Genomic DNA, 13,209 nt, shown 5'->3' on the forward strand with positions numbered 1-13,209 from the left:
AACCTCCTCAACCCCTCAACTTAAATTAATTTGCTAAACCATTGATTCACCAACTCCTCTTCCACATTGAGGTTGCTCTGATGCTGAAACTCATTGGTATGTACATTGTACACATAATCCGCGGCCCAGGTCTTATGCTCCTGCGCCAATTGTTCGATCGCGCTCACAATGTACTTTACTTCGGCATCACTCATCACCGGGTGAATCGACATGCGAATCCAACCTGGTTTTTGGGTCAGATCACCAATATTGATTTTATCGGTAATGGAGCGGGAGTGATCACGGGAAACTTCGAGCAGGTAATGCCCGTAAGTACCTGCGCAGGAACAGCCACCCCGAACCTGGATGCCAAAACGGTCGTTAAGGACACGTACACCCAGGTTGTAGTGCAAACCCTCGATGTAAAAGGAAATCACCCCCAAACGATCGTGGTGCCCGTGCGCCAGAATGTGCAGGTTGGGAATGGCTTCCAGGCGATCCCAAATGAGATCGAGCAGTTCATGCTCACGTTGGAGGATGTTTTCTACGCCCATTTGGGCCTTGAGCTGCATACAGAGGGCTACCCGCATGGTTTGTAGGAAGGCGGGTGTGCCACCATCTTCCCGTGCTTCAATCTCTTCGATGTATTTGTGGCCTCCCCAGGGATTGGTCCAATCCACGGTGCCACCACCGGGGTTGTCGGGAATGCGGTTTTTGTACAGTTTGGCGTCAAAAATCAGAATACCCGTCGAGCCAGGGCCACCCAAAAACTTGTGGGGGGAAAAGAAAATCGCGTCCAGGTGCTCCAGTGGGTCTTCCGGGCGCATGTTGATGTCAATGTAGGGGGCGGAGCAGGCAAAGTCGACAAAACAAAGTCCGCCGTGCTGGTGCATGATTTTAGCGATCTCGTGGTAGGGGGTAAATAAGCCGGTGACATTGGAACAGGAGGTTACCGCCGCGATTTTGGTTTCACGGTTGGCGTAACGTCGCAGCATAGCCTCCAGGTTATCCAAATCTACCAAACCATCCGCAGTTGGGGCAATGACCTCCAGATCGACCAGGGTTTCCAACCAACTGGTTTGATTGGAGTGGTGCTCCATGTGGCTGATGAACACAATCGGGCGCTGGTGCTCGGGCAATTTGACCATGTGCTGATGCCGCTCGTGGACTTTTAGCCCCAGAATGCGTTGGAATTTATTAACTACCCCGGTCATACCCGAGTTGGAGGAAATCAATACATCCGAGGTTTGTGCGCCAACGTAAGATTTGATGATGGCCTTGGCCTGATGGTAGGCTTGGGTCATGGCGCTACCGGTAATGGTGGTTTCGGTATGGGTATTGCCTACAAATGGGGCTATATCGTGGGTCAGAATGTCTTCGATGGGTTGGTAAAGCCGGCCACTGGCCGTCCAGTCGGCGTAAATGATGCTTTTTTCGCCGTAAGGACTCTGGAATTTCTGATTCGCACCAATGACGTTTTTGCGGAAGGTCTGGAAGTAAGCTTCCAATGAAGCAAGCATGGTTGGGCTTTGCATGGCTTATTTGGTTTTGATGAGTAGCTGGGGTGATTTTGGGTGCAAAAATACAAAAAGGGTGGGATGTGGGAGGGGGAAAATTTTTATTAAAAGTGTATGGATTTGATGTATGCTTTATTCACCACCTAAGAAACCTTAGGCACTAGAGAGGCACCTAAGCTATACAGATTTCAGGCGAAAAAAACAATTGGCAACCAACATCCCAGGACATTGATTGCCAATTGCTTTTCACTTTTCACTATTCACTCCTCACTTACTCACCGTCACCCACATTCCCTTCGTATTTGCACTAATCGAGTTATCGTACATCGCTGCACAAGACACCGCAGGCAAATAATACCGTCCAGGGTAAGCCGCATTCAGCCGCACCTTGAAGGTTTTGTTTTGGCTTTGGCCCAAGTCGAAGAAGGTGTTCACCCGATCATCCCGAATATCTTGGTAGTCGTAGCCTGATGAGGAAGTACTTTCGATGTCCGTCATGCGGCTGTTGGAAATTTCCCAGCCGGAGGGGAAGGTTTGATTCAAGGCCAATTCCATGTAAGGTATCGGGCGAGAGTTCGGGTGATTCACCCGCACTTCAGCGATGAAGTCCTTGCCTTGGGACAAACTAGCCGGATCCAGCACTTTGCCCGCCATGTCGGTATACACTACGTTGATTTTTAAGTCATTCGCTTGGGGCGTTTCCTGCCCGGCGGTAGGTTGACCTTTTTGCATCACCCGCACGAAGAGTTTGGCCTTGCTGGTGTTTTTCACCATCAAGGTATTGCTTCCTCCAGTTGGCAAGTTGATTTGCATCAACGCGTTTTTGGAGTTGGCCGATGTAGCGCTTCCTCCACTGAGTGAATAACTGAAGCTGAAGGCCTGCGTCGCCTTGTCATCGCCCAGGTATTTGGATACGGCCATGAGGCTGTAGGCGACAGTTTGGGTAGAATACCAGCTTTGGCTGCTCAGTCCTTTGGAGATGTATTGCACCAGTGCTCCAGCCTTTTTCATATCCTTGAGCAGCACCAGCGTTTCGAGGATCATCGCACGGTCGCGCATACCTGAGCCGTAGGTGTAGCTCAATTCAGTGTATTCGGGTACCTCAGTCGCCTGACTTTGAACCAACTCTTTGGCCACTTCAGCTTTGCCTGCCAATGCATAAGCAGCTGCCAAACGCCAACGAGCACTCAGGGTAAGCTTTGGATTTTCGCGCAAGCGGTTCATCGAAGCCATGTCAGCTTCACCCGCCAGGGCCAGGGTGTACAAGCGATAAGCCTGGCTCAGTTCATGGCCGTCATTGCTCCAGAAACCATAATCGGGCAGTTTGGAATCCCACATCCGCGCCACTTTTTTCTGGAATTTCACCCAGTCTTTGAGCATGTTTTGGGGCACATCGTAACCTTTCGCTTTGGCTTCTACTAGGAAATGCCCCACATAGCTGGTCGACCAATGATCGGGCGTACCACTGCCGCGTGGCCAGTAAGTAAAGCCACCTTCGTTGGTCTGGAAACCTTTGATGCGCTCGATGGCCGCTTTGATGTTTTCGGATACTTGTTTTTGACGCTCCTCATTCAGTTCCATCATGTTGCTGACGAACAATTGCGGGAAAGCCGACGAAGTGACTTGTTCAATACAGCCATAAGGGTAGGAGAGGAGGTAACCCAAACGTTCACCCAGGTTGAGTGGTGGTACATTGGATACTTCCAGCGTTGCACTACGCGTACCGGCTGTACCAAATATTTCGAGGGGTTGTTCCCAGGATTTGCCCACTTCAACCACTTCTGCGAAGACTTTGGTTTGGTATGGGTTCGGATTGCGCACATCAATTTCGATTTCCTCCGAAGAAGAAGCTCCGCCACCCGTAGCGACAATTTTGAATTTGGCGATGCCAATTTTATCCTTCACTTTGATCTTAAAGCCCGTAATCTGATCCGAGTTGTTGCGGCTGAAACTCATGCTTTGATCTCCGTCTTCTACGGTAACCAAACCACTGCTTTCGCTTACTTTTACCTGCACATTGGTGATTTTGGCGTCGGTCACAAATACGTTGACGGGTAACTCAAATTGATCACCCGGCGAAATCACTCGGGGTAGGGTACTGCGCACCATCAGCGGATTGCGGACGGGCACACTTTTGCCGGCCGAGCCGTAGGCATGGTCTTGAGCGGCCACCACCATCACTCGTACGGCACCGATGTAGTTGGGTATTTTGATTTGATGTTTGTTGCTGCGGCCTTTGGCCAATTGGAAAGGTCCTTGGCAAACGACCATCGGTTTGAAACGATTGGCAGTGTTGTTCAAGGCACTAGGATCGATGGCCCCGTCACCCCCAATGCTGAGAATGCTTTCCAGTTCTCCGGCATAAGCGCCAAGCACCTTGTCGTAAATGTCCCAGGTTTGTACGCCCAAGGCTTCACGCGCATAGAAAGCTGCATGGGGATCGGGCGTTTTAAAGCGCGTCAAGCCCAATAACCCTTCATCTACAATCGCCAAACTATAGGCCATTGCCTTACCTGCTTTTTCAGCCACTTCTATACTCACCGTAGTTTCAGGCCGGAATTCAGCCGGGCATTCGATGGTTGGAGTCAGGATGGTTTCCGCGTCTTCAATCTGAATTGGGGTGATCCCATATAAACGAATCGGCAAGTCGTTCTCGACCTGTCCGTGCGGCTGTATCAGTGCTACGTTGGCATAAACTGTTGGAGACATGTCCGGCGTAGTTTTGAAGGTGATTTTGTTTTCCCCTTCTACCGATTTAACCCAGAACGTTTGTAGGATTTTAGTGCCCGTTTCCAGCGACACCAATACCCGGCCATTTTTTCCACCAGGAATGGTCAATGTCACGGACTCACCTACATTGTATTTTTCTTTGTCGGAGCGGAAGCTCAACATCGCTGCAGCTTCGCGGAAACTGTCATCCATTTCGTCCCCTTCGTACCAAGGTGTACCGATGTACACAAAACCACCCGTGCAGTGTCCACTTTCGGTATCACAGATGCGGACCATGTAGCGGCCCCAGGTGTCGGTTTTAAAATTCCAGGAAGCTTCACCCTTGGCATTGGTCGTGACTGCTGCGGTTTTTACCGCACCAACGTGCTCGCCAGAGTTGTAGTTTGCTTCATTTTCCTGGTATTGATCCCACCACCAGCGCCATTCTACTTTGTACAAACCAATGGATAAGCGGCGATTGGTGAGGGGTTTGCCATTTTTGTCCACGTTGACCAGGCCGATGGTATTGTTTTTGCCCACTTCAAATTGTGGCTCACCGTATTTGTTGCGAGGAATCTCCAGCCCCACGTAGCTGTTGTAGGGAGAGTATTTTACCGTCATGTTGTCGGTGCTGAAATCGCCGCCTTTTTCAAACACGCGCGTTTGAAAAGAAGCGCTCAACATGCCCGGCGCCAAGTCTGCTTCCAATAAGGTCGCGCTGACTTTAGCGTGGCCAGCGGCATCCAATACATTGTCAAAAATGACCTTTGGCTCTGTTTTGGTCAGTTTACGTGCTGGATCATCGAAGTCGAAGCTAGGGTATTTGGCAAAACTGGTGCTGGACTCGCGTAGTTGCACCTCCACCACTGCTTTCAAACCACTGGCCGCTGATCCAGTCAACCAATCGGCCTGCAATTCGGCGCTCATTTTGCCGTCAGTGGCGTACAGTTCATTCTCAGCGCCGGTATTTAGGTCGATGCGAATGCGGTTGGGCTTGACGGTTTCAATCTTGAGGATTTTTTCAAAAATGGCCCCACCAGCTTTTACTTTTACACGCCAGTTGCCCGTTGGTGCATCAGGCCGGGTTGCGAAATAGAGCGGATAAATGCCACCTATCGTTTTGGAAGTGGTGCGTTTTTCCTGCAATTGTCCCCGTGCATTGTACAATTCCATGGTGATGGGGTAACTTTCGGGCAGGCGTTTTTCGCGGTCTTCGATCATAAAATTGAGGAAAACCGAATCGCCAGGACGCCAAACGCCTCTTTCGCCGTACAAATAACCTTTCAGTCCTTTTTGAGTTACGGAACCATCGACGTCAAACTTGCTCAGTGAAAGAGACTCTCCATCTTCCAGGCGAACGTAACCGCGTTGACCATTGTGGGTGACGATGGCTACAAAAGGCCGGCCTTTGTACGCCACATCGGCGATGCCATCACCATTGCTGCTGCCTTTGCCAATGGGCTGATTTTGGCGGTCATACACTTCAACTTGTGCGCCACTAATCGGATCGGTGCTGCGCAAATCACTCACGATGACCATGAGTTTGCGGTTGCCACCTTTTTTGGCAATCAAGCCCAGGTTGGAAGAAATGACGTTGCGCTGTACAAAATGATCAGCGTTGTAATATTCGCGAGCACAAGCGTTATCGCGGTTGTCCCAATCGTAGTCTTCAAAATAACCATCGTAGCCGTAATAATTGTCCATGATGCTTTCGAGGGGCTCGTCTTCGTCTTCACCCACACGGGAGAAAGGATCGCCGCCGAGCTCGGCATTGCCCGTGGAAGCCTCGGCCATACAGGCAATGGCTGCGTATTCCGGGCGGAAACCGATGCGCACCTGATAAATGGCCTGTTCGTCGGCTTTGATCAATTTGCCCAAATCAATGGCGTAACGCGACCAACGACCGGCCTTGGCATTGGGGCTAAGGGTCGAAAGATTTACTTTTTTCTGCAATATCACCCGACCTACTTTAAATAAGTCGTATTCACCATCCAGTGGGTTGTCTTGCAAAAACTGGAGGATGTTGTTGTTGTAAATTTTGAAAATTTCAATGTCTACAGCTTTGAGGCCAACGGATTCAAAGGGGAACATCAGCCCTTCGGAATTGGGCAAAATCACCCCTTGACCCACCAGTTTTACCCCTGGTTTGATTTCTTCAAAAGTGACATCCCAAACGGTGGTTTCGGAAAAAGTACTGCCTTTAGTGTTTTTTACACCAGTAGTCACTCTGACCCGGTATTCGCCATTGAGGGTTTGATCAGGATAAACACGTACAGTGTTGTCTTCAATGATGTAACGTAGGGTTCCTTCGTATTCGTCAATGCTGACCAAACCATCGAGGTTTTGGGATTTTTCCAGTGGATCAGAAAACACAATGCGGATGTATTGCTCGGGCAATTGGATGGCCTCCGCATCCATGACTGTAAATTTGCCAACCGCAGGAATTTTGTAGGTTTCGGATTTGTCCTCTTTGACCCCAATGGAATTGCCGTCGTAAGCCAATTTAACTTCCGAGGGCTGCTGGCCGCGATTGACCGACTTTACGGTAAAGTAGTGCACCAATTGGTCACCGGAATGTTTCCAATCCACCTTGAGGTCGTTGCCATTTTGAGTGGCGTCGAGCATTTGTTCTACCTCAGCAGTGGTGGCCACATCGGAGGTATAGACCGCTCCTTTCAAGGTTTGTTTGCTGTAATCGGTCGTGCTGGCCGAGCGCATACCTTCCAGTTCAACCTGGTAGTGTTGCTCACGGGTGTGGAATTGGAAGGTAAAATTGGCGTTTTCACCTTTGGCATCTTTGATGACTTGTTTTACATTCACCGTAACGTCGTAAGTGGTGCCGGAACTGAGTTCCTGATTGGGCTCCAAACGCAGGGTGTTGGCATTTTCCCAGGTCAGTGTACCTTTTACATTGGGAGAAATCGACAAAACAGCGGGTGCCTCTTTGCCAATTTCATCAGGTTGAGCGACATTTTGAGCAAAACGTACTCGGATCGGGTCTGTTTTTGAAATGACTCCTGATGTATAGGCGTATACAAAAGGGTTTTCGGCGGAAAGGGTACTAACCTCGCGACTTTTTCGGCATCCTGTACTCAATAGGGCTAAAAAAAGGATAACCACACTTGTTCCGAAAACAAGTGGCCGCAGGGCTTTGGTGTTGAGCTTAAACATGGCAAGTTGTTAAAATGGTTTTTATAGGATTTAGGAAGGAGAAAAAATAATTTACCATTTTAACTTCGTTCTTTTGAGCTTATTCTTCCTATCTTTTTCGTTAAATAGGCTTGCTATTCGCCTCAAAAGATAGTTGACTAAACTCAAAATAACTTTGCTAAAATCGGTAACTTATTTTTTCTCCTTCCTAAAATTGCAACTATTGGGCTTAGTTCACGTTTGTATTTTTGCATGTGCAGTAAACAGGCTTTTTGAGTTTTTCCGCCATTGCGCTCTCTGAACACTCGTTCAATTTAGGTTGATATACGAGGATTTCAAACAAAGGTTACATATATTTTTTTTAATAAGTCAACTAAAAAATAAAAGCAGTATGGATTTTGTTTTGTTGCCACAATTTCCGCTGCAGATTGTCGTATATCCTAACGAAAATCTGAACCTACATATTTTTGAACCCCGGTACCGTCAACTCATCAAAGAGAGTGAGGAAAATGGGGTAACTTTTGGTATCCCCACTTTTCTGAACGATAGGGTCATGCCCTTTGGTACCGAAATTCAATTGCTGAGTATCGAAAAACGCCATGAGGGCGGAGCGATGGACATCAAAACCAAGGGGTTAGGCGTGTACCGCACGGAGCAATTTATCAATCCCATCCCAGGTAAATTGTATGCGGGTGCGACCATCGTTCGGCTTGAAACGGATCGTGAGTTTGACTGGACTTTGAATGAAAATATTCTAAGTCATCTCATTGAATTGTTCGATCTATTGAACATCGACAAACCACTTCCAGACGGCCCCAGCGATTTCATCACCTTTGATGTGGCCCACCATACGGGAATGTCGACCGAGCAGGAATACGAATTGTTGACCCTGCAAACGGAAAAAGAACGCCAAACTTTTTTGATCAGCCACCTGGAGCAGTTTTTGCCGATGGTACGCGAGATGCGGAATTTGCAACAAAGGGCGCTGTTGAATGGGCATTACAAGGATTTGAAGCCGCCGATGTGATGGAAATTGTCTTTCATTGATCCGAAAATCCCCTTTTTTGCGGGACACAAAAGGATATGGTTATTTTACCATACCCAGCACCACCATCACCGCATGGTGATCCGAAGCAAACCTTCCACCCCAGGTGTTGGTCAAAGTTGCATGTTTGAGCACCTTGAATTTACCCGGATTTTTGGTGAAAATGTAATCGATGTGTCGCCCCTCCTGCTCCTGGGCTTGAAAACCATTGAAGGTGCTGTAGGGGCCAAAATGGGGGCTGAGGGATATTTTTTCAGTATCCGTTAACTTATCGGGATTGCTTTCATCTATCAATACTTTGATGGGCTCATCATCGGGCGTGGCATTGAAGTCTCCCGTGATGATGGTAGGCGTGTTTCCCGCAATTTCTTTAACTTTCTGTAGCAGTAATTTTGAACTTTCCCGCCGGGCAATTTTGCCGATGTGGTCGTAATGAGTATTGAAGACGAAAAAAACCTTTTTGCTTTTTTTATCCTTAAATTTTGCCCAGGTAACAATTCGATTCAGGTTGGCATCCCAACCCTTGCTGGGCACATCGGGCGTTTCGCTCAACCAGAGGGTAGCGCTGCTGAGTACTTCAAATTTGTCTTTGCGGTACAAAATGGGTGAAAATTCACCACCTTCTTTGCCATCATCCCGGCCTACGCCCAAGTAAGTATATTGCGGTTGAGCATTGACTACATCCCTGATTTGACCGACGAGGGCTTCTTGCATGCCACAAATGTCGACCTCGTAAAAAGGCAACATACTGGCCAGGTTTTCTTTGCGTTTCGACCACTGGTTTTCACCATCTTGAGCGGTATTGTAACGGATGTTAAAAGTCATGACTTGCAAAGTCTGGGCAGGTAAAATGTGATTGAAGCACAAGCATAGCCAAAAAACAATTCCGACTTTGGCCATATGCGTAATTCTTTGGATCATCTCGGTTTTTTTTAGTTATTTGCCACAAGATAAAACACCATTCCCATGCGACAAGGCACTCTACACTTTTTCCTGTTCTTTGGCTTATTCCTTGGTTCAGCCAACCAATCCCTTGCCCAGCATTCAGTCGCCCGAAAATGGAATGAAGCGACTTTGCTGGCCATTCGCAACGATTTTGCGCGCCCTACAGTTCATGCGCGCAATCTTTTTCACACTTCCGTGGCCATGTACGATGCCTGGGCTGCCTACGACCCTTCGGTCCAAACCTTCTTTTTGGGTAAAAAACTGGGCACTTATACTTGCCCTTTTAATGGAGTTCCAACACCCTTGAACATCCAGACTGCAAGAGAAGAAGCCATTAGTTATGCTATGTATCGCCTACTGAATCATCGTTTTAAGGGATCGCCTGGTGCGAGCAAAAGTTTGCCTTACATCGATAGTTTGTTTGTAGCCTTAGGTTATGATGGCAGTTTTACCTCCACCAATTACAGTAATGGAACTGCTGCAGCACTGGGCAATTACATTGCCGAACAACTCATTGCCTTTGGCCTGCAGGATGGCTCTAATGAGCGCAATAGTTACGGCAATACTTTTTATAAACCGGTAAATTCACCTTTGTTGACCAAGCTGTTGGGCAACAACATGGAAAACCCCAACCGTTGGCAACCCCTTTCCCTGGATGTATTTATCGACCAGTCCGGGAATGTCATTCCGATCAATACACCTTTGTTTTTATCACCGGAATGGGGGCGAGTGGTGCCTTTTTCCTTAAAAGGCCAGGACTTAAAAATTTTCACCCGTGACAACAACCAATATTGGGTGTACCACGACCCTGGAACTCCGCCCCAATTGAGCCCGGACGGAACTGGCACTAGTGACGCTTATCAATGGAATTTTGATTTGGTCTCTTGTTGGTCAGCCCACCTTGACCCCACCGATGGGGTGCTTTGGGATGTTTCGCCAGCGGGTATTGGCAATACAAGTACTTTGCCTAAAACCTTTGAAGAATACATGGCATTTTACAATATCGGCCAGGGAGGTGTGACCCAATCAGGGCACCAATTGAACCCCGCTACTGGAAAACCCTATGCGCCGCAAATGGTGCCGCGTGGGGATTACACCCGAGTATTGGCGGAGTTTTGGGCCGATGGTCCCAATTCGGAAACTCCTCCCGGTCACTGGTTTTCCATCGCCAATTACGTAGCCGACCACCCAGCGCACCAACGTAAATTCAAAGGCCAGGGCGAAGAACTCACTTCTCTGGAATGGGATGTCAAAACGTATTTTATCCTGGGTGGTGCCATGCACGATGCCGCCGTCACAGCCTGGGGCATCAAAGGTTGGTACGACTATGTGCGCCCAGTCAGCGCCATTCGGTACATGGGCACCAAAGGGCAATCCAGTGACAATAAGCTCAGTCATTTTTCGGCGCAGGGAATGCAATTGGTACCTGGCTTGATTGAAACTGTACAACCTGCGGACACCCTCAGCTGGGCAAAAGGCGGTGATTTGGGCAAAGTCAAAGTGCGTGCCTGGCGTGGACCCAACTATATCTCTAACCCCGCAACGACTTATGCTGGAGTTGGCTGGATTTTGGCAGAAGGCTGGTGGCCTTACCAACGACCTACTTTTGTTTCACCTCCTTTTGCTGGCCTGATTTCCGGGCATTCCACTTTCTCCCGCACGGGAGCGGAAGTGCTCACGATGTTGACTGGTGACGCTTATTTTCCGGGGGGGATGGGTGAGTTTGTAGCCAAAAAGAACGAATACCTCAAATTTGAAGAAGGCCCCAGTATAGATGTCATCCTGCAATGGGCCACTTACCGGGACGCTTCCGATCAGTCGAGCTTGTCACGCATTTGGGGAGGCATTCACCCACCCGCAGATGATATTCCTGGCCGGATAATTGGAGAAAAAATTGGCAAAGACGCTTTTGCCTTTGGGGAGCAATATTTCAGCAAAACCAGTACTCCAACGCGAGACGGTTTGTCTGATTTTCAAAATATGGCGGTCAAAGTTTATCCCAACCCAATTTCAAGCAGCACCAGCCAAATTAAACTGGAACTACCTACCACTCATCCCGCCCTACAATTTGAGTTGATCAATCAGCAGGGGGCAAAACTCAGAACTTGGCAGATGAATGTGGATCAGTTTCAAGCGGGTTTTTCACTGCATGAAGGAGGTCGTTTAAGGCCGGGTGTGTACTATTTGCGCATTACTGGTGATGGGGAACAGCTAACGAAGAAGGTAGTGATTTTGGAGTAAATTATTTTTTCACAAAACGAACAATCTGCTTTTGCTGCGCTCGCAATATTGCCAGGGAATAAACGCCAGCTGGCCAGCTGCTTATGTTCACTCGGGTGATGTTGTTCCCTTGATACAATATCTGTCCGTTAATGTTCCATATTTGATAGGAAGCATCTGGAGTTGTATTTTTGATGTTGAAATAGTCTGTAACGGGATTGGGATAAATCTCCAAAGGATCTGCTTTTACAAGGGGTTCTAGGGTAGCCGTAGTCAAACTGCAAAATCCACCTTTGCCCACCAGATTACTCATCTCGGCACACAATGTATTGTAATTGCTTTGGGCAATGGCATCTAAGGGCTTTTCGAGTAGGTCATTCGTTTCGTAAGGATCGCTAGCCAAGTGGTAAAACGCTTGAGTGCCATTGTCCAAATCCAGCAATTTGTACTCCACATTGCGCATGGCTTTGCCGTCGGCAGCCACGCTGGGCGTGCGGAACACTTCTGTAAAAATCCAGCTGCGGATGCTGCTGCTTTGATTTTTGAGAATCGGGACGATACTTTTGCTATCCACGGGTTTATTGCTCGGAATTTGAGCAGCCCAGTTGTTGTGCCCTAGCAGTTCGAGGATGGTAGCAAACAAATCCTGGGTGCTGACCAATGCGTCACTGACTCGCCCCGGGTTGTTGACCGAGGGCCCGGCGATGATGAAAGGTACACTCACTCCACCTTGTGCAATGCTGCCCTTATTGCCACCCGAGCGTTGGGCGACGGTAGGATCGTCGCCATTGTCACCAATAAAAATGATGTCGGTGTTGTCCCATAGATTGAGCTTTTGCAGGCTATCAAAAAGGCGACCAATCTCGTGATCCAAGGCTTCCACCGCAGCTTTAAAATAGGATTCAGGGTTAGCTGCAATATGCGCGGCAGTTCCGCTCAAATTGCTGGATGAGTGTAAATTATTTGGAGGCAAATGGTGTGGCGTGTGGGGCGCATTGTAGGCCAGCCACAAGAAAAAGGGTTTATTGCCCTGGTTTTTTACCCAGGTAATGGCATTATTGGTGGTTTCCGTGGTGGCATAAGTAGTTACATTGCTGGCAACACCATTTTTTACCTTGGTCCAATTGGTGTAACTGGTTACTCCCCCGGCCAAATTGCCTTCGTAGTGATCATACCCCATTTTATTGGGCAATAAATAATTGGCGGGCACCGGATTTTGTAAGTGCCATTTGCCAACGTTGGCTTTGGCGTAGCCTCCGGGAGCATATTTGTTCAACAGTTTAGGGATGGTGATTTCGGAGGTGTCCAATACGGGTGAACTACCACCCACTGCAGTACCTACTCCAGTCCGAAAACTGTACCGCCCGGTTAAAATTCCAGCCCGAGTAGGGGAGCAGAGGGGATTTGACCAGGCATTGCGAAAACGTACACCCCGTGCCAGCAGCCGACGGATATTGGGCATTTTGGCTGTATCAACATGGTTTTCATAAAACCCACAATAATCACTGCCCAGGTCATCAGCAATGATTAGGATGACGTTGCGTTGAGCGAAAAGGGAAATTGTGGTGCACAACAAACAAAGCAGGAACAGTATTTTAGCAGTCACGGATACAGGTTTTAGCGTGTGTTAGAAATTAAGGTCTA

At 48.4% G+C, this 13,209-nt stretch carries 6 protein-coding genes; 2 read left to right on the forward strand and 4 right to left on the reverse strand.

Annotation, left to right across the window (positions count from 1 at the left end; all coding sequences use genetic code 11):
- Positions 1-20: 20 nt before the first annotated feature.
- Both ACEW9O_RS11145 and ACEW9O_RS11150 read right to left on the reverse strand, forming a co-directional pair.
- Positions 21-1,514, reverse strand: a complete 1,494-nt coding sequence (locus tag ACEW9O_RS11145; RefSeq protein ID WP_373550239.1) for an aminotransferase class V-fold PLP-dependent enzyme — start codon at positions 1,512-1,514, stop codon at positions 21-23.
- Positions 1,515-1,763: 249 nt separating this feature from the next.
- Positions 1,764-7,376, reverse strand: a complete 5,613-nt coding sequence (locus ACEW9O_RS11150; RefSeq protein WP_373550240.1) for an MG2 domain-containing protein — start codon at positions 7,374-7,376, stop codon at positions 1,764-1,766.
- A 370-nt stretch (positions 7,377-7,746) separates the two neighbouring features.
- Here ACEW9O_RS11150 and ACEW9O_RS11155 point away from each other — a divergent pair, with 370 nt between their 5' ends.
- On the forward strand, positions 7,747-8,382 hold the full coding sequence (locus ACEW9O_RS11155) for an LON peptidase substrate-binding domain-containing protein (protein WP_373550241.1): 636 nt from the start codon (positions 7,747-7,749) through the stop codon (positions 8,380-8,382).
- Between the two features lie 60 nt (positions 8,383-8,442).
- On the opposite strand, the gene ACEW9O_RS11160 is transcribed toward ACEW9O_RS11155, so the two are convergent.
- Positions 8,443-9,321, reverse strand: a complete 879-nt coding sequence (locus ACEW9O_RS11160; RefSeq protein WP_373550242.1) for an endonuclease/exonuclease/phosphatase family protein — start codon at positions 9,319-9,321, stop codon at positions 8,443-8,445.
- A 45-nt stretch (positions 9,322-9,366) separates the two neighbouring features.
- Here ACEW9O_RS11160 and ACEW9O_RS11165 point away from each other — a divergent pair, with 45 nt between their 5' ends.
- A complete protein-coding gene (locus tag ACEW9O_RS11165; RefSeq protein WP_373550243.1) occupies positions 9,367-11,586 on the forward strand; it encodes a DUF6851 domain-containing protein in 2,220 nt (739 codons plus the stop codon).
- 1 nt (position 11,587) lies between these two features.
- Here ACEW9O_RS11165 and ACEW9O_RS11170 read toward each other — a convergent pair whose 3' ends face one another.
- Positions 11,588-13,171, reverse strand: a complete 1,584-nt coding sequence (locus tag ACEW9O_RS11170) for a sulfatase-like hydrolase/transferase (protein WP_373550244.1) — start codon at positions 13,169-13,171, stop codon at positions 11,588-11,590.
- Between the last annotated feature and the right edge of the window lie 38 nt (positions 13,172-13,209).

The organism is Haliscomenobacter sp. (assembly GCF_041740695.1).
Lineage (GTDB): Bacteria > Bacteroidota > Bacteroidia > Chitinophagales > Saprospiraceae > Haliscomenobacter.

Coding starts and splice junctions, on each gene's coding strand:
- ACEW9O_RS11145 (WP_373550239.1), bottom strand. CDS start 1,514: ATGCAAAGCCCAACCATGCTTGCTTCATTGGAAGCTTACTTCCAGACC.
- ACEW9O_RS11150 (WP_373550240.1), bottom strand. CDS start 7,376: ATGTTTAAGCTCAACACCAAAGCCCTGCGGCCACTTGTTTTCGGAACA.
- ACEW9O_RS11155 (WP_373550241.1), top strand. CDS start 7,747: ATGGATTTTGTTTTGTTGCCACAATTTCCGCTGCAGATTGTCGTATAT.
- ACEW9O_RS11160 (WP_373550242.1), bottom strand. CDS start 9,321: ATGATCCAAAGAATTACGCATATGGCCAAAGTCGGAATTGTTTTTTGG.
- ACEW9O_RS11165 (WP_373550243.1), top strand. CDS start 9,367: ATGCGACAAGGCACTCTACACTTTTTCCTGTTCTTTGGCTTATTCCTT.